Below are 18,003 nucleotides of genomic sequence, written 5' to 3' on the forward strand. Positions count from 1 at the left end.
CGGCACTGTTACTGCTTCTGCATTTCCGCTACCAAGCTCTGCTCGCCCTCGCTTTAGCCTTCGGCTATCCTCCTTTTTACCTTCAATTTTTTTGCAACAGTTACAATTTAATTGTTGTTAAACTACGGCACCTGCTTCAAAAAAGCATGCATTCATGTGATACTGCGGAGCAATTATAAATATATTGGCAATCCCGCATCACTCGCCTGCGGGCGCACGTCTGGACAGCTACATCCGGATGCTTCAATAAAGCTGCACCCCTGTTACTTATCTGTTAATATTTTCTTGTTCGGCAACATATTGCCTTCGCGCCTGGCGTAAGGACGATACAACGCATAAAAATTTGGATGGGGTAAGATTTGAGTGCTAGAGAGATGGATTTGAGTCAAATGACGGTAGATCAGCGTCTTGCCGCGCTGGATATCAATGATATTGACATCACTTTGCTCAGACTCATCCATCAAAAGCTGGTCTCCACGCCGCAGATTGAATTTCCCGCCGCCAGCAATTCCTTTTCAGAATTCATCCTTTGCATAAAAAATCAGGAATACGAGGCGCGCTGGCTGCCCTTGCTATGGCAGATTTTCCATTACGATCCTGAGTCGTTTTTGTCTGCGTTGCAGATTTTGCGCAAGGTTGCCGCGCTGGAATTTGATATTGCCAACTTCCAGGCGACCCGTACTTTGGCGGAGGCAGTGACTGCCAGCGATTTAACTCACGAACCCGTCGCCATGCTGACGCTAGACAGCGAACAGCGGGCGCATTTCGCCAATCCTCTGTTCCTTGCCAATTTCGGCATTGGCGAGCTGAGTACACTGGCCGGCAAGAGCATAGACGAGCTGATTCGCAATGAACAATTACTGATTGCCGTCATATCAGTGCTGGAGGGGGCAAAGCCTCAGCACAATGTGTTGATATCGATGGGCGACCGTTCCGGCACGCGTTTTTTCGAATGCCATATCGCCTGCGCCGTCTGGCAAGCGGAAACCGTCATCCTGCTGACGATGAAGGATATGACGCAGCGCATGAACTCGCCGGAAGAGTTGCTGCGCTTCCGCATGGCGCTGGATAGCTCCATCGATGCGATCTACCTGATCGATCGCGCGCAGATGCGTTTTATCGATGCCAATGAAACGGCAACTAAAATTCTTGGTTACAGCCGCAGCGAATTGCTGCAACTGGGACCGCAGGACCTGAAGCCGGATGCCGGCGAACTTGAGCGCATCCATAAACGCTTTGATGAGATTATCCATAGCGTATCCCAAACCGGCATGATAGAAACCGTACACCAGCGCAAAGATGGTTCGCGCCTACCGGTAGAGGTCTATCTGCGCGCCATGATGTCGGAGCACAGGCAGATATTGGTTGCGGTGGTCCGGGATATCAGCAGCCGCCTGAAGGCGGAAGCGGATTTGCGGGAAAGCGAAGACAAGTTTCGCGGCATCTTCAACCAGGCGGCGATAGGCCTGGCGCATTTGACGCTGGAGGGGCGCTGGTTCCAGACCAATAAAAAGTTTTCAGAGATTGTCGGCTATTCGCCGCAAGAAATGCAGAACCTGTCCTATCTGGATATTACTCATCCCGGCGATCTGCAGGCCGATGAAGAAATGATACGCGGCTTGATTTCCGGCGAATATCCCGACTACACCAAAGAAAAGCGCTACATCCACAAGGATGGGCATGCGGTGTGGGTGAATATCACCGTGTCGCTGGTGTCGGACCGCAGCGGCAATCCTATCTATGCGGTCAGTGCGATCGAAGACATTACCAACCGCAAGAAGATAGAGTGGGATCTGCTGCATCTGGCCAACCACGACTCGCTCACCGGCTTGCCCAACCGCCTGCTGATACAGGACAGGCTTAGCCAGGCTATCGCCCATGCGCACAGGATGGGCGTGCAGACCGGTGTCATCCTGATCGACATAGACCGCTTCAAAAATATCAACGATAGCCTGGGCCATGGCATAGGCGACCTGATCATCGTCGAGATAGGCCGGCGCCTGTCTTCCATCATAGAAAGCGACAACACGGTAGGGCGCCTGGGCGGCGATGAATTCGTCGTCATGCTGTCAGAGCTGGCCAGCACCGATGCGCTGGCACTGACTGCGCAAAACATACTGGATGTGCTGTCGCAGCCTATGGCAATTTACGAGCATGAATTTTTCCTGACCGGCAGCCTCGGAGTCAGCGTCTATCCCAAGGACGGTGCCGACAGCCAGAGCCTGCTGAAAAATGCCGATACCGCGATGTACCGCGCCAAGGATGCCGGCGGCAACAATATGCAATTCTATGCGCATGAAATGAATGCGCGCGCGCTGGCACGGTTCACGATAGAGGGCGGCTTGCGGCGCTCTTTGGAGCGGGAAGAATTTGTGCTGCACTACCAGCCTCAGATCGATGTGCTGACCGGTAAAGTAGTGGGCATGGAAGCCCTGCTGCGCTGGCATCCGCTGGACAAACCGCCGATGTCGCCGGCAGACTTCATCCCTATCGCAGAAGAGACCGGCCTGATTGTGCCCATAGGTGAATGGGTGTTGCGCTCTGCCTGCAAGCAAACATGCTTGTGGCAGGAGCAGGGCTATGCGCCGCTGCGGGTCGCGGTAAATCTGTCGGCGCGCCAGTTCAAGCAAAAGAATATTGTCAGCCTGGTCAAGAAAGTGCTGGATGAAACCGGTTGCAAGCCGGAGTGGCTGGAACTGGAAATCACCGAGAGTGTGGTGATGGAAGATCCGCAATCGGCGACGGACACCCTGCAGGAATTGAGCAACATGGGCGTGCATCTGTCCATTGATGATTTCGGTACCGGCTATTCCAGCCTCAGCTATCTGAAACGCTTTCCTATCGATACGCTGAAAATTGATCAATCCTTTGTGCGGGACATTAGTACCGACGCTGACGATGCGGCAATTGCGCGCGCAGTCATCGCGCTGGCGCATAGTATGCGGCTGGAAGTGGTTGCCGAAGGCGTGGAAACGATAGAACAACTGGACTACTTGCGCGCGCAAGGCTGCGACCTGATGCAGGGTTATTACTTCAGCCGCCCGTTGCCGCCTGAGGATATAGAAAAATTCCTGAAGATGAACAAGTCGCGTTCCCGGCTTGCGGCAATGCCGCGCATGGTGTCGGCACGCTAGGGTTTGCTATATTCGATATCTCGCTCTTCCAATAAAAAAAACCGGCAATGCCGGTTTTTTTATTGCTGCACATCCTGCAGGATTTATTCTGCGTCCACCCTGATCTGCACATCGCCGAGCCTGACGACCTGGCCGGCGCGTATCTTCGCGGTCTTGCGCAATTCTTGCTGGCCATCCACCGACACTTCGCCGCTGGCGACGATAGCCTTGCCGGCCCCGCCGCTATCGCACAGGCCAACCAGTTTCAACAACTGGTTCAGTTCTACAAATTCGCCGCTCAGGCTAAAAGTCAGTTTTTGCATGATTCTTGATCGATAAATAAGATTGCCGTACAGCCGATGATAGCCCGAAGATAGTTCGATAAGGGCTTAAAGCAGCGCAGCATACACTAAATTGCGGTAAAGCTGCCGATAATGCGCTCTTTGCTCCGGTGCCTGCATTAGCCAAATGGCAATCATTTCCTGCTGTGGGTCTATCCAGAAATAGGTGCCTGCCAGGCCGCTCCAGTTGTAATCGCCGACTGATCCCGGCGTGTAGGCGCCGCCCACGCTCAATCTGACGGCAAAGCCCAGGCCGAAACCATAGCCGGGGCCCGGCAGATAGCTGGCCCCGCTTCTCGCCAAAGGCAGTTCCCCCAGATGGTCGCTGCGCATGAATTCCAGCGTCTTGCGGGAGATGATCTGCGCGCCGTCAAGCTCGCCGCCATTCAGCAGCATGCGCGCAAAACGCAGGTAGTCCGCAGCGGTCGATACCAGGCCGCCGCCGCCGGATAGAAACAGCGGGCGCTGCCTGATATTGGACAGGCGTACGGAAATGCCGCTGTCCGGGTCGTGTGCAAAGGCCTCGGCGATACGATGCTGCTCCGATTCCGGCACCCAGAATCCCGTGTCCACCATTTTCAAAGGCGCGAAGATATGCTGCTGCAGGAAGACATCCAGCGTCACGCCGCTGACGCGTTCTATCAGAGCGCCGAGGACATCTGTAGAGCGGCTATATTCCCAGACAGTGCCGGGTTGATAGGCCAGAGGCACCGCCGCCAGGCGCTTTACCAGTTCGGTATTGCTGATGTCGGAAGCTTCCACTCTCTGGCTGCGGTAGCTGTCCTTGACCAGTGATTCTCCGAAAATACCGTAGGTTAGACCGGAGGTATGCCGCAGCAGGTCCTGTATCGTCATTTCCTGGCGGGCGGGTTCTAGTGTCAGACATGGTTTGCCCGCTTCATCTGTACTTGCTACGCCGACCTGCAGGTTCTTGAGTTCCGGCAAGTAGCGCGAAACAGGGTCACTGATCAGGAACTGCCCCTGTTCCACCAGCATCATGATGGCGATGGATACCACGGGCTTGGTCATCGAGTAAATGCGGAAAATGCTGTCCAGCGACATCGCCATTTCGCTACCGGGGCTTTGTTTGCCCAGCGCCTGCGAATAAGCCAGTTGGCCTTTGCGGGAAATCAGCATCACCGCGCCGGGAATTCTACCTGCATCTATGTCGCGCTGTACGCAAGTGCTGAGTTTTTGCAATGCAGTGGAAGAAAAGCCTGCGTTTTCCGCTTGGGTTTGAAAATTCACGTCTCTCATGCCTGCTCCAATTGTTGCATGGCCTTGCTCAGCCACATATCCAGTTGTGTTACCAGTTCGCCCTGGCTAAAAGAGCAGCTCTCTTCAGAAAACAGGCTGCCGGCTTCCAGGCGCGACAATAGATCTTCCTGCACTTGGGCATAGCGTAGCGGCAGTGCCGCCAGCAATTCGGCCTGGCTGCGCCAGATCCGGCAAAACTCGCTGCTACTGATGGTTTGCCGGCCCAGTTCCGCCAGGCTGGCCTGCAGTTGCGCCAACTGCCGGTGATGAGAGGTGTTCGTCTGATGATCCATCTTGGAGAAAATTGAACGTTTAGGGATGGCTGCTATCTTACCTCGAATGGCGGACGTGGGACGCTTCCCTTGAAACCAGATCAATTTCTCCAGCGTATACATAGTGCGAATCAGAGGAATCGCGTTGCGGGACGGATTTATTCATATCTACATGATTTTTTTAAAAATCTTGTGTAAGGTGTGAATGCGTCAGCCGACTACATGTCAGTAGTTTGGATTTACCTGTTGAACCGGGTATCTGTCCTGAAATTTTTATTCAATCACCAAGGAGTTTCAAATGAATAACAAGGCAATGATCGCAGTAGCACTGGCAGGTTTGTTGGGTTCCACCGTAGCGATGGCCGCTGAGCCAGCGAAAACAGAAAAATGCTTTGGCGTGGCAAAAGCAGGCCAGAATGATTGCGCAACCAAAACTGGCAGCCATTCCTGCGCCGGCCAGGGCAAGAAGGACAACGATCCTAGCGAATGGAAAAAAGTACCTGCCGGTACTTGCGAAAAAATGGGCGGCAAGCTCGACAAAGCTGCTTAATTTCCTGTTTTTTGATTCCAAGCCAGACTATGCGTAAGCCGAATACCGACACAGACAAGGTCTATGGAACCGGGATAGGCTTACGCAGCCGGCACTACCAGGATTTCTTGCGTGCGCCGGTAGACATCAATTGGCTGGAAGTACATTCCGAAAATTATTTCTCCGATGGCGGTTATGACCTGCATGTATTGCAGCATTTACGGCGCGACTATGCCGTCAGCCTGCATGGAGTGGGGCTGGGAATAGGCTCGGCGCAAGGATTTTCTGAGGTGCACTTGCAGCGGCTCAAGCAATTGGCCGACCGCGTACAGCCGGGACTGGTATCCGAACACCTGTGCTGGGGCGCCATTTCCGGCAGGCATATGAATGACCTGCTGCCTATGCCTCTGGTCAACGAGGCGCTGGACCTGGTGTGCGCCAGGGTGGACCTGAGCCAAAATGTGCTGCGCCGCCGCATACTGCTGGAAAACGTATCTACTTATCTGCGCTTCGCCGGCGACGATATGCTGGAAGCGGCATTCCTGGCCGAGGTAGCGCGGCGCACCGGTTGCGGCATCTTGTTGGACATCAATAACCTGTATGTCAATCAGTGCAATCACGGCGAAGATGCGCTGGAGGCCCTGGGCTTGCTGGCAAAATTACCAGTCGGCACAGTCGGTGAAATACATCTGGCCGGACATCTGGTTTCTGCAGACTGCGTGATTGATAACCATGGCAGCCGGGTTGATGCGCAGGTGTGGGATTTGTACAGGCATGCCTGCCGCCTGTTTGGCACAGGCATTCCCACTTTGATCGAATGGGATACGGATATACCGGAATTGGCTGTGTTGCTGGATGAGGCCGCCCAGGCAGATCAGATCCGGGCCGGGGTGATGGCGGAGGTGGCGAATGCCGCATGATTACCCGCCAAGGCCACAACAGCTACAGCAACTGGAAGGACTACAGCAGCGGTTCGCTGCTGCCTTGCTGGATTTTGAGCAGATCAAGCCAGGCCTGGCAATGTTTAACGGAAATCCGGCTGTGGTGGAAGACAGGCTGGCGATATATCGCGGCAATTTGAGCGCGATCTGGGGCCAGTCTCTGGGAAATGCCTTTCCTGTCATCAGGCAATTGGTCGGCGATGCCTTTTTTGAGCAAATTGCGCGGGAATACGGACGTTTATATCCTTCGCAGAGCGGTGACCTTAATCAGTTCGGCGCGGAGTTTGCGGATTATCTGGCGCAGTCGGGCGGGGTTGCTGCGTATCCGTATTTCGCCGATGTTGCGCGGCTGGAGTGGCTGGCGCACAGGGCCTACTATGCGGCAGACGCGCAAGTATTGGCTCTGGCGGACCTGGCACCGCTCGCTACCTATGGGCTGGAACAGTTGCGGCTGCAGTTGCATCCGGCCTGCTACCTGCATCAGTCGTCATGGGCGACTGCGGCAATCTGGTCGGCGCATCAGCCGGGGAGTGAGCAGGCGTATCCAGGGCAATTGCAGGCGGATACTTATGCGATAGTCAGCAGGCCGCAATGGCAGGTGCAAGTGACGGAAATCGGAAAGGCAGCATTCCTGGCATTGCAGGCACTGATGAAGGGGCGCTTGCTGGGCGAGGCGCTGGAAATAGCCTTGCAGGAAGATGCACAGTTTGATATTCCACAAGAATTGTCACGCTGCTTCCTTGCCGGCATGTTTTGCGGAGCTATCGCGGTTGCTCCTGAATAGAACTCGCGGTAATGCCGATTGGATCGGCACAATACAATAATCAACAGGGAAAAATAATGAATGGACTCTTGCGTTTGCACGGGCTAAGCACCCGCTTTGACGGCGTTTTGCAGTTATGGGGTGGCTCGCTGATGTCGCTGGCAATCCGCCTCTTTGTCGGCTGGCAGTTTTTCAAAGCCGGCATGGTTAAGGTGGGTGACTGGAATGGCACATTGTCGCTGTTCCGTGAAGAATATACGGTCCCTCTGTTGCCGCCCGATCTGGCGGCGGTAATGGGGGCCGGCGGCGAACTGGTATTTCCGGTGCTGCTATTCCTGGGCCTGTTTTCACGGCCTGCGGCTCTCGGGCTGTTCTTTGTCAATGCGATGGCGGTCATTTCTTATCCACAATTGTGGAAATTTGAATGCCCGGCGGCGATCAATGACCATATGTACTGGGGATTTTTGCTGCTGATACTGGTTGCCATCGGGTCGGGTAAATTATCCGTGGATAACTGGCTGGGCAAATCCCGCAAGGCATAGAGACGGTGTACTGTTGCGATTGAGTTGCAATTTAGCGTTTCAGCAAGAATAAAGGGCTGCCCTAGTTTGTCCAGGCACCTGCCAGTGTAAATTGGCAGGTGCTTTTCTTTTTTTTACCGACAATTTCCGTCGCTTTCCCGCCTGTCCCGACTATTTCAATTCCAAGCACGGCTTTATGCAGTTCGTCGCATAGCCGTCGCCCTGGCTTGTTGGTTGTTTTACATTGCTAACATTCGCAAAAAGTACGGAGCTTTGCACCAATTTGGCGAACTTCTTGGCAAGTCTATGGTCTGAATCTCTCGATACTGAGAAATATAAAGACCATCATTGCCTTGTCATAATTTAAAAGCAAGGTGGCGCAAATGATAAAAATTTCACTAGCCGGTTAATTTTCCTGCAGCCATTGCGGCACGGGTTTGTTCGCATTCAGACTTTTGCTGAATTTCGTAGCAATTATTCCGGCGTAGTTCAAAGCAGTAATCAGTACGATCGTCAGCACTGGATGCAGTGCGGCGGAAATCAACTATAAAAGTAAAATCATGAAGACAGATAGCATACAACTCGCCCCCAATTCCCGTAATCGCTGGCGCATCCCGGTCATAGGCCTGGTGGTCATTGGTATTGCCGGCGGCGGCTGGATGGCTTATTCAAAAAATACATCGGCTCAGGCGCAGACTCCTGGCAAGCCGGGAGCCAAGAAAGAAGTGGTATTTGAGCTTGCCCCTGCCGACGTGTCATTGGTGCAGATGCGCGAGGTTGCGGTCAATCTGCCTATCTCGGGTTCCCTGACGCCGGTCAGCCAGGCCACGGTGCGCTCCAAGGTCGCCGCTGAAGTGCTTGAAACCCTGGTGCAGGAGGGCATGCCGGTCAGGAAAGGGCAGGTCATCGCCCGCTTTGACGGCGCGGATTTGCGCGCGCGGCTGACTACGCAAGAGGCGCTGGTGGACGAAGCGAAAGCCAAGCTGTCGCTGGCGCAAAAAAACCGGGCAAATACAGAGACCCTGCTGCAGCAAAAATACATCTCGCAAAATGCATTCGATACGATGCATAACGGGGTTGAGCTGGCTCAGGCAAGCCTGAAATCCGCGATGTCGCAGCGGGAGGTAGCGCAGATTGCAGTTTCAGATACGCTGATCAAGTCTCCGGTGGACGGCATCATCAGCAAGCGTAGCGTGCAGGCCGGTGAAAAAGTGTCGCCGGATAGTGCATTGTTCACGATTGTGAATCTGGCGCAATTGATATTGGAAGCGCAGGTTCCCTCCAGCGAAATTCCACGCATCAAGATAGGCCAGACGGTCAATTTCAATGTTGACGGTTTCAATGGCCGTAACTTCAGCGGCAAAGTCGCGCGCGTGAATCCGGCTGCTGAGGCCGGTTCGCGTTCCATGCTGGTATATATAGAAGTTGCAAATGCCGATGGCGCCCTGAAAGGCGGCATGTTTGCCAAAGGTAATCTGGTGCTGCAAAAAACCGGCTCCTACCCTGTAATGCCGCTGAGCGCCGTACGCCAGCAGGCAGGCAAGGACATCGTCTACAAAGTTGTCAACAGCCAGATTCAGCAGCAGGCGGTCAAATTGGGTTTGCGCAACGAGGATGAAGGCGTCGTGCAGGTGCTGGAAGGCCTGGATGCCGGCGCCCAGGTGATCGCCGCCAAGCTGGATGAGGTCAAGCCCGGCAACAAGGTGATCATGCCTAAATTGCTAAGCTCGACTACCGGCGGCGCGCCTGCAGCGTCATCCGCATCCCCCGCAGCTTCCAGCAAAGGCTAAGCCATGTGGATCACTAAAGTCAGTATACAAAATCCGGTGTTCGCCACCATGCTGATGGTGGCGCTGGTGGTGCTTGGCCTGTTTTCCTACCAGGGACTGGGTCTGGAGCAGATGCCGGACGTGCAGTCCCCTGGCGTGTGGATGGAAGTGACTTATCCCGGCGCTTCACCTGAAATCGTTGAAAATGACCTGACCAAACCGCTGGAACAGGTATTGAATACGATCAGCGGCGTCAAGCGCATCATGGCCAGCTCGTATGAAGGCAGGGTAGGGATCTGGACGGAATTCGAATTGAATGTTACTCCCGACAAGGCCATCCAAGAAGTGCGCGACAAGGTTGCGCAGATACGTACCGGATTTCCCAAGGATGTAAAAGACCCGTTGATTGTCAAAGGAGGGAGCGACGGCAATGAGCAGCCGGTAGTGCAACTGTCCATTAGCTCGAAGACGCGCAGCCTGCGTGACTTGTCCACGATAACGGACCAGATCATAGGCAAGAAATTGCAGGGCGTGCAAGGTGTTGGCCGGGTGGACGTGCGCGGCGCGGTCGTGCGCCAGGTGCAGGTTTCTTTGAGCCCGGACCGGATGACGGCAAATAATGTCGGCGTCAATGAGGTGTTGGCTGCGATACAGGCGACCAACCAGAACATGCCGGCAGGTCTGATCACGCAGGGCTCCAGGGATCAACTGGTCAGGCTGGAGGGCAAGATTGCCGATCCGCGCGGCTTCAACAAGATCATCGTGGCGCGCCACGCAGGTACTCCGGTTTATCTTGAACAAGTTGCCGACGTCAAAGATGGCGAAAGGGAAGAAACTTCTATTTCGCGCGTGAATGGCAGGCGTGCAATCGGCGTGGCAATCACCAAGATTCAGGATGCCAATATCGTCAAGGTCGGCGACGGCATCATGGCAGCGATTGATGACTTGAGGAGCCGTTTGCCGAAAGACATAGAGATCGTCGTCAACTACAACAATGCCGACAATGTTAAAAAATCGTTGGCCGGCGTCAAGGAAACCATCCTGGAAGGCGCAGGCCTGACGGTGTTGATTGTTTTCCTGTTCCTGCACTCATGGCGGAGCACCATCATCACCGGGCTCACCTTGCCGATCTCGGTGATCGCTACTTTCATCGCACTGAAGGCCTTTGGCTTCACGCTGAACTTCCTGACGCTGATGGCCTTGTCCCTGTGCATAGGCTTGCTGATTGACGATGCAATCGTGGTCAGGGAAAACATCGTGCGCCACCTGGGCATGCGCAAGGATCATCGCCGCGCGGCCGAAGACGGCACCAATGAAATCGGCCTGGCAGTGATGGCGACTACCTTTGCGATTGTTGCGGTGTTTGTGCCTGTGGCTTTCATGCAGGGCATGATAGGGCGCTTCTTCTTCCAGTTCGGTGTTACGGTAACGGTGGCGGTGCTGGTATCGCTGTTCGTCAGCTTCACTCTGGATCCTATGTTGTCTTCGGTATGGCATGATCCAGTCGAGGATCGTTTCAAACGCTTGCCGTGGCTGAAAAAAATGATGGACGGCATGGAGCATGGGCTGGACAAAATCCACCTTATCTATGGCCGTATGCTGGAAGGCGTGCTGAAGTGGAAAAAAACCACGTTACTGGTGGCAACAGCCCTGTTCCTGAGCAGCTTCTTGTTGCTACCCATGATAGGCAGCGAATTTTCGCCGGAAACCGACGATAGCCAGATCTCGCTGAACCTGAAAACACCGGTCGGCTCCAGCCTGGTCTACACCGACGGCAAGGCACATCAGGTAGAAGAAGCGTTGAAAGGCATTCCTGAAATCATTGCGATGAACACCAGCGTGGGGATAGAAGGCGAGCGCAATACCGCGCAGGTGGCGCTGAAGCTGAGCGACCCGCGCGTCACGCACAGGCAGTCGCAGAAGGAACTGGAAATGAAGATACGCCAGCGCCTTAAATCAATTCCGGGCATAGAGCTGGGCGTGGGCTACAACAAGCCCATCTATGTTGCGATTCTCGGACCGGAAGCAGACAAGCTGCAGGATGTGATCGACAAGGTGATGCTGAAGATGAGCGCGATTAAAGGCATTGCGGATCTGGAAAGCAGCCTGACAGGTGCAAATCCTACGGTATTGGTTAAGGTCAATAATGAGTTGGCCAACGATCTCGGCCTGTCAGTGCAGCAGATAGGTTCCGCACTGCGTCCTTTCGTTGCCGGCGACACGCTGGGGCAATGGTTGGCGCCGGATGGACAGAACTACGAGATCAATGTGCAGTTGCCTAAATCCGGCCGCCAAAAAATCTCCGACCTGGGCGAGCTGTCATTGGCCAGCGACAAGCTGGATGCTACCGGCAAGCCCATCATGGTGCCCATGCGCCAGGTCGTGCAGTTCATCCCGGGTACCAGCCCGCGCGTGATCAAGCGGCAGAATCTGGAGCGCCGTGCAGCCATCTATGCGAACGTGGAAGGGCGCCCGGCTGGCGACGTGGGTAGCGAGGTGCAAAAACTGGTGAAGACCATTGAATTGCCGCCGGGCTACCGTTTCGATATCGGCGGCCAGACCAAGGATATGCAGGATTCCTTCAATTCGGCAGCGGCGGCACTGGGTATCGCGGTCATCTTTATTTACCTGATCCTGGCCTCGCAATTCGGCAGCTTCCTGCAGCCGCTGGCGATCATGACATCCTTGCCGTTCTCCTTGATAGGGGTATTGCTGGCTCTGTTGATTACCGGCAGCACCTTGAACATCTTCTCTGTGATCGGCTTCATCATGCTGATGGGCCTAGTCACGAAGAATGCGATCTTGCTGGTGGATTTCATCAACCAGTCGCAAAGGAAAGGGATGTCGCAGCATGACGCCATCATGGCCGCAGGGCAGGTGCGTTTGCGTCCTATCCTGATGACTACGCTGGCGATGATTTTCGGCATGCTGCCGATGGCGATAGGCCTCAGTGATGGTGCCGAATCGCAGGCGCCTATGGGCAGGGCAGTGATAGGCGGCATCATCACGTCCACCCTGCTGACCTTGCTGGTGGTGCCGATTGCGTATTCCTACATGGACAGACTGGGCTTGTGGGGCAAGAAATACTTTGGCGGCAAAACACATGTCGCTCCCGTGCCCAATCTTGCGGTAGCAGGGGCGCATGCCGAGGCAGATGCTGCTTGATAGAGAGTTTAGGGAAACTTGAAGAAAAGTTGAGGTCCTGCAACATATGATTTGTATCATTTATCTTGATCGGATCTTATGCTGCACTGCAAACGCACTACCGGGTATACCTCGTAGTGCGTTGCTTTTTTTGAGAGTGTTTACTCTAGATTTGTATTGAATTGTAGTTTTTACTATTCACCATTGTTGTCAAATGACATACTACTAGTTAAGTTATAGAACGACCGTTCCATTACTTGCATAAAAAAATCTATCATAGGAGACAAAAGATGCGTCAATACACCCTTGCGCTGGGCCTGCTCTCAGCTGCTGTTTTGACCGCCTGCGGCGGCGGAGATGGCTCGCCGGGTCCAACACTGGACACGACCCTGGCGCGCGGTTCGCTGGTTGCGAATCCGCCTAACCTGGTGCCCATTCCCCAGGCTGACGGCACTGCCGTCACCAAGCTCGATCCGGCCCCATTCAAGGCCTTGCTGGAAGCAGGTCAGCCCGGCATTACCCAGGTAACCGGTGTGCCTAAATGTTCGATCACGACTTACTACATGAAGTACGGCACTGTCGGCGGCGCCAATGAAGCGACCGATGCTACCGGCGCGATCATGGTGCCGTCCGGTTCCGATCCTGCCTGTTCCGGCCCGCGCCCAGTTGTGCTGTACGCACACGGCACTACGGTTGAAAAATCTTTCAACATGGCCAATCTGCGTGACAACGCTGAATCGACCCTGGTTGCTGCCATGTATGCAGCGCAAGGCTTTATCGTGGTTGCTCCTAACTACGCCGGCTACGACGTTTCTTCATTGAGCTACCATCCTTATCTGAATGCAGAACAATCCGCGAACGACATGGTGGATTCCCTGCGCGCAGCGCGTAAGGCCTTTGCCACTATCGGTGCAGCTGATTCCGGCAAGCTGGTGATTGCAGGCTATTCACAAGGCGGCCACGTTGCGATGGCAACCCAACGCGCAATGCAGACTACGTACGCTAGCGAATTCAAAGTGGCGGCACTGGCCGGCATGTCCGGTCCTTATGCGCTGGGTTTGCTGGGTGATGTCGTGTTTGCAGGTTCGCCAAATGCAGGCGGCACCATCTTCGTTCCGCTGATCACCACCAGCTGGCAGAAATCCTACGGCGGCCTGTACACCACGCCAAGCGATATCTATGAAGCCAAGTATGCGACAGGTATAGAAAGCCTGATGCCTGGTCCGCTGACGATTACCCAGTTGTTCACTTCGGGTAAATTGCCGCAGACAGCCCTGTTTGCCAAAGACTCGCTGCCAGGTCCTTCCAGCCCGGCTTTCTCGGTCTTCTTCGGCGACGGCAATCTGGTCAAGACCAGCTTCCGCAATGCTTATCTGGCAGACATGCAGGCCAATCCATGCGGCACCAATCCTGCCGATCCTTTGAACTGCACGCCAGCCAGCGGTTTCCGTAAAGCCGGTTTGAAAAACGATCTGCGCAATTATGTGCCGAATGTACCTGTGATGCTGTGCGGCGGTAATGCAGACCCTACGGTGTTCTTCGCCAGCACCCAGGCTACAGCCGGTTATTTCCTGGCCAAGGGCTTACCTTCCGCAGCGTTGACAGTGCTGGATGTGGATTCCGCCCCAACCAGCGCGACGGATCCATTTGCAGCGGCTAAAGTAGGCTTTGCGCAGGCCAAGGCAGGTGCGATTGCAGCGGCTGTTGCTGCCCACGTCGATCCGGCTACTGCGGTTGCAGGTGCATACCACGGCTCCCTGGTACCACCGTTCTGCAATGCTGCTGCGCGTGGATTCTTCCAGCAAGTTTTGGCTAACTAAGGCGAGGATAGAAGATCATGAAAAAAACACAAATCGCTATTAGCACTCTTTTGGCCCTGGCTTCTTTCTCTGCTCTGGCTGATGAAAACTTTCCGAACACGGTACGTATCGGTTATGCACATATTGCAGTGCATTCCGATGCGCCTAGCCTGACTAGCAACGGACCTGCCTTCCTGACGCCGCAACCGGCCGGCATCAAAGTGGATAACGCCAACACTGTCTATATCGGCTACACACGCAGGCTGACTGCCAATGTGGACTTCGATCTGGCACTGGGCATTCCACCTGAGCACGACAACCGCGGTACCGGTACGCTGGCACCGTTCGGCGTGACAGCAAAGGTCAAGCAACGTGCGCCTACGATGTTCATCAACTATAACTTCGGTGATGAATCGAATGCCTTCCGTCCTTTCATCGGTCTGGGTCTGAACTACACCCAATTCTACGATGCAAGGTCGACTGCATCCGGCAACCTCGCAGCGGGCGGGCCGACCAAGATTTCGCTGGGTGATTCTACCGGCTGGGCGGCACAGATCGGTGTAAAGTACAACATCACCAACCGCTGGTTCCTGATGGCCAACGTGGCAACAGCCGACGTGAAATCGCCGCTGACTGCGACCACAGGCAGTATAGAGCGCAAGACAGTGATCAACTTCAGTCCGATTGTTTATATCGTGACCGCAGGTTACAGCTTCTAAATCTAAAAGCTTTTCCAAAAGCTGAATTCAAGTAGTCACTGGAACAGGGTAGGGAGTTTTCTCCTTATCCTGTTTTTTTATGTTCACACGGATCGATTTTTAGCCTGGCTTTGACGCAGGCCATTTTTTGCGCATGTGCTGCACCGATTCTCCGATCAGGCTTGCCAGCACATCCAAATTTATGTCGGAGAGCTTTTTCAGATACAGGCAGGACTTGCCCGTTTTAAATTTACCCAGTTGCGCCAGCAATGCCTCGTAGTGCTGAAAGCCGGGCATGATATAGAGGGTCAGATCGTTTTTCCTGGGCGAGAACGCGATCAGCGGCCAGTCTGCCTCTTTGCCGCTATCGTATCGCAGGCGATAGCTGCCAAAGCCAACGATGCTACTGCCCCAGATGACGGGTGGGGCTCCCGTTGCGTGCTGCATCAATTCAGCAATTTTTACACAATCGTTGCGGCGGCCTTCTTCGGAGATACGGGCCAGGAATTCGTCGATGGACTGATCGGTGGGACGGGTCTTTGCTTCCGCCATGGTGTTCTCCCGTTGAATTAGTGCCCGAACAAGCCTTTCAGACGGTCCTGCAGTTTGCCTTTCAGTTCTTCTTTCTTTTGCTCCAGCACAGGCTTGGCTTTGTCCTCGATGACTGATTTCAGGGCGCCGGTTGCAATCGCGCTCCATTGTATCTGGTAGCCCAGTGCCGTCAGCGGGCCATTGATGCGCACCGGGACCGTGATGTTTTTCAACTGCCCCAGATCAGCGCCACCCTGGCCGGCGGCGGTATTGACTACCACTACATTCGCCAGATAATCCAGGCTGCTGTTCACAACATTCAGTGTGCCAGTGCCGCCTACGCGCAAGAACGGGGATTTGAGCGACAAGTCATCGCTTTTCCCTATGCCATCGTGAAAATGCATCGATGCAGAGAAAGAAGAAAAATCGGTTTTTTCGCTAGCGTTGGCGGCTTGCTGCTGGTCAGACTTATTCAAAATTTTGCTCTTGAAGTCGCGCAGGGATTTGGCGAGATTGATGCCCTTGACGGCGCCGTCGTGCAGCTCGATGGAGATATCGCCATCCAGTGCCTGCTTCATGGCCGGGGTGCTTTTGCCCGTGGTAGTCAGATTCAAGATCAGCTTGCCTCGGCCCTCTAGGATATCGTGGTCCAGTGCGTCCTTCAGCAGCGGATTGACATTGACATCTGTCAGCGTAGTGCGCAGCGAAAAGCTATTGCTGTTGGCATTCACCGTTGCGCTGCCTGCCAAGGTGCCCTGATATAGTTTCGCCGATAGTGGCGCTATGCTGAGTACACCTTCGCTGGCTTTGAGCGGCAATGCAAGCTCGCTCAGCTTGAGTTTTTTTACCTGAAGCTGACCTATCTGCACACTGCCTTTCAATTGCAGTTTTTTTAGTGCGGACAAGTCCATCGGTTTTTCAACTGCCGGGGCTTGCACGCCGGCAGTATGTGGGGCTGCGGGCGATGCAGCAGACAGGTAGCGGTCCAGATTCAGCTTGTCGATGGCCAGTTCGAGCTGCGTGCTGGGATGGTCAAATTGATCTACTGCAAAGTCGGCCTTGATGGTGCTTTCGTCGAATTGCGTATTGAGAGTGCCGCTCAGCGTCTTCTTTTTAAGGTCTGCCATCAGCGTGGCTTTGACAGGGAGTTTGAGCATCTTTTGCGGCATCGCCGGATCATCTATCTGCAAGTCCGCACGCAGATCCGGCAAGCTGAAGTAGCGTTGTTCGGGCTGCGCATTGACCGAGGTTTGCAGTTTGCCGGCAATGCTTCTGCTGCCATCCTTGCCGTTGATATCAAGCAGCAGTTTGGTGATGCTCAATGTCTTCGCAGAACCACTGACGCCGCTCATCTGATAGCCTATATCCATGCTCTTTGTGCCGCTGAGCTTGAAGTTTCCCTTGATTGTGTCGCCGCTGGCATTTTGCTGGTCAACCGCGAGTTTGGGAATTTCCAGATTCAACTCGGCACTGTCTTGCCCTAAAGGGCCTTTGGCAGCCAGCGCCAGATTATCCGCTGCCAGCGCCAGGTCCTTGCTGTTGAACTTGATGCTGCTGGCCTTGGCGACGACGTCAAAGGCCTTGGCTGCATCTTTGTTCAGGCTGCCCTTGGCAAACAAGTCCAGGTTCTTGGCTTCCCATGTGCCGGCAGCCAGGTCAAAACTCAGGCCGCTCTGGACTGTTATTTTTCCCTGCAGGGCAGGCTGCTGAAAATCCAGCTCGGTAGAAAATTTCAGCTCTGTCGCTACCTTGTCGGCAATCCTGCCGCTGCTGAAATCCAGTTTGTTCAGGCTGCCGGAAAAATTGTTTGCCGTATCCTTGATATGGATGCTGGCGCCGGTCAGGGCGATGCCCTTGATATCAAATTTGACCGGGTCGCCGCTGGATTCATCCTTGTTCAGCAAGTCGTCTGCATTGCTGCTGTCTTCATGCTGCCGCTCCAGTGTCAGGTCCAACCCGTCAATCGCGATACTGTCCAGTAGCACTTCCTTTCTGAGCAGGGGCAGCAGAGCCAGCGAGATATGGGCAGACTTCAGCGTCGCGAAGTTCGCGCTGCTGTTTTGTGCCGATAAGCTGGTTTTCCCAAGATCGACGCCCAGGCTGGGGAAAACGCTGAGTTTGATATCGCCGTCTATGACCAGGGTGCGTTGCTTCTTGTCTTTGACCAGCTGGACGATCTGGGTTTTGAACTGGTTGGCGTCAAAGCCGAACGCCAGATAGGCCAGCAAGGCGCCAAACAATACGGCGATGGACAATAGCGAGATGACGGCGATTCTTACGAATTTTTGCATGGACGGACCCAGGCAGTAAAAACCGGTTGATCCG

Annotated in this window: 14 protein-coding genes; 9 read left to right on the plus strand and 5 right to left on the minus strand. The window is 54.4% G+C overall.

Annotation, left to right across the window (positions count from 1 at the left end; genetic code table 11):
* Positions 1 to 374 precede the first annotated feature (374 nt).
* A complete protein-coding gene (locus IEW12_RS18085) occupies positions 375 to 3,134 on the plus strand; it encodes a sensor domain-containing protein (protein WP_188567452.1) in 2,760 nt (919 codons plus the stop codon).
* An 83-nt stretch (positions 3,135 to 3,217) separates the two neighbouring features.
* Here the strand turns inward: IEW12_RS18085 and IEW12_RS18090 are convergent, their stop codons facing one another.
* From IEW12_RS18090 to IEW12_RS18100, 3 genes are all read right to left on the minus strand, one after another.
* Positions 3,218 to 3,436 carry an RNA-binding S4 domain-containing protein gene (locus IEW12_RS18090; RefSeq protein ID WP_188567453.1) on the minus strand — a complete coding sequence of 73 codons (219 nt, stop codon included), beginning with the start codon at positions 3,434 to 3,436 and terminating at the stop codon, positions 3,218 to 3,220.
* 66 nt (positions 3,437 to 3,502) lie between these two features.
* Positions 3,503 to 4,711 (minus strand): serine hydrolase domain-containing protein, encoded by a 1,209-nt coding sequence (locus IEW12_RS18095; RefSeq protein WP_188567454.1) that lies wholly within the window; start codon positions 4,709 to 4,711, stop codon positions 3,503 to 3,505.
* Positions 4,708 to 5,004 carry a hypothetical protein gene (locus IEW12_RS18100; RefSeq protein WP_188567455.1) on the minus strand — a complete coding sequence of 99 codons (297 nt, stop codon included), beginning with the start codon at positions 5,002 to 5,004 and terminating at the stop codon, positions 4,708 to 4,710. The genes IEW12_RS18095 and IEW12_RS18100 overlap by 4 nt, the downstream gene beginning before the upstream one ends.
* 277 nt (positions 5,005 to 5,281) lie before the next feature.
* On the opposite strand from IEW12_RS18100, the gene IEW12_RS18105 reads away from it, so the two are divergent.
* The 8 genes from IEW12_RS18105 to IEW12_RS18140 all read left to right on the plus strand — a co-directional run bounded on the left by IEW12_RS18105 (position 5,282) and on the right by IEW12_RS18140 (position 15,168).
* Positions 5,282 to 5,533: a BufA1 family periplasmic bufferin-type metallophore gene (locus tag IEW12_RS18105; protein WP_188567456.1), complete on the plus strand. Its 252-nt coding sequence runs from the start codon at positions 5,282 to 5,284 to the stop codon at positions 5,531 to 5,533.
* Between the two features lie 29 nt (positions 5,534 to 5,562).
* Positions 5,563 to 6,432 (plus strand): MNIO family bufferin maturase, encoded by an 870-nt coding sequence (gene bufB / locus IEW12_RS18110; protein ID WP_188567457.1) that lies wholly within the window; start codon positions 5,563 to 5,565, stop codon positions 6,430 to 6,432.
* Positions 6,422 to 7,237, plus strand: coding sequence for an HvfC/BufC N-terminal domain-containing protein (locus IEW12_RS18115; RefSeq protein WP_188567458.1), 816 nt, complete (start codon positions 6,422 to 6,424; stop codon positions 7,235 to 7,237). The genes bufB and IEW12_RS18115 overlap by 11 nt, the downstream gene beginning before the upstream one ends.
* Before the next feature lie 56 nt (positions 7,238 to 7,293).
* A complete protein-coding gene (locus tag IEW12_RS18120) occupies positions 7,294 to 7,758 on the plus strand; it encodes a DoxX family protein (RefSeq protein ID WP_188567459.1) in 465 nt (154 codons plus the stop codon).
* 539 nt (positions 7,759 to 8,297) lie between these two features.
* Complete coding sequence (locus tag IEW12_RS18125; RefSeq protein ID WP_188567460.1) at positions 8,298 to 9,527, plus strand: efflux RND transporter periplasmic adaptor subunit; 1,230 nt, start codon at positions 8,298 to 8,300, stop codon at positions 9,525 to 9,527.
* A 3-nt stretch (positions 9,528 to 9,530) separates the two neighbouring features.
* A complete protein-coding gene (locus IEW12_RS18130; protein WP_188567461.1) occupies positions 9,531 to 12,671 on the plus strand; it encodes an efflux RND transporter permease subunit in 3,141 nt (1,046 codons plus the stop codon).
* A gap of 269 nt (positions 12,672 to 12,940) precedes the next feature.
* Positions 12,941 to 14,470, plus strand: a complete 1,530-nt coding sequence (locus IEW12_RS18135) for an alpha/beta hydrolase family protein (protein WP_188567462.1) — start codon at positions 12,941 to 12,943, stop codon at positions 14,468 to 14,470.
* A 17-nt stretch (positions 14,471 to 14,487) separates the two neighbouring features.
* Positions 14,488 to 15,168: an OmpW/AlkL family protein gene (locus IEW12_RS18140; RefSeq protein ID WP_188567463.1), complete on the plus strand. Its 681-nt coding sequence runs from the start codon at positions 14,488 to 14,490 to the stop codon at positions 15,166 to 15,168.
* Positions 15,169 to 15,267: 99 nt separating this feature from the next.
* Here IEW12_RS18140 and IEW12_RS18145 read toward each other — a convergent pair whose 3' ends face one another.
* Together IEW12_RS18145 and IEW12_RS18150 are read right to left on the minus strand one after the other, a co-directional pair.
* Entirely contained in the window at positions 15,268 to 15,699 is a 432-nt protein-coding gene (locus tag IEW12_RS18145) for a DUF1801 domain-containing protein (protein WP_188567464.1), read from the minus strand.
* A gap of 17 nt (positions 15,700 to 15,716) precedes the next feature.
* The gene (locus IEW12_RS18150; protein ID WP_188567465.1) at positions 15,717 to 17,969 is read right to left on the minus strand and encodes an AsmA family protein; all 2,253 of its coding nucleotides are present in this window, start codon (positions 17,967 to 17,969) and stop codon (positions 15,717 to 15,719) included.
* Positions 17,970 to 18,003: the final 34 nt, after the last annotated feature.

The sequence above is a fragment of the Parundibacterium terreum genome (assembly GCF_014636315.1).
Classification (GTDB): domain Bacteria; phylum Pseudomonadota; class Gammaproteobacteria; order Burkholderiales; family Burkholderiaceae_D; genus Undibacterium; species Undibacterium terreum.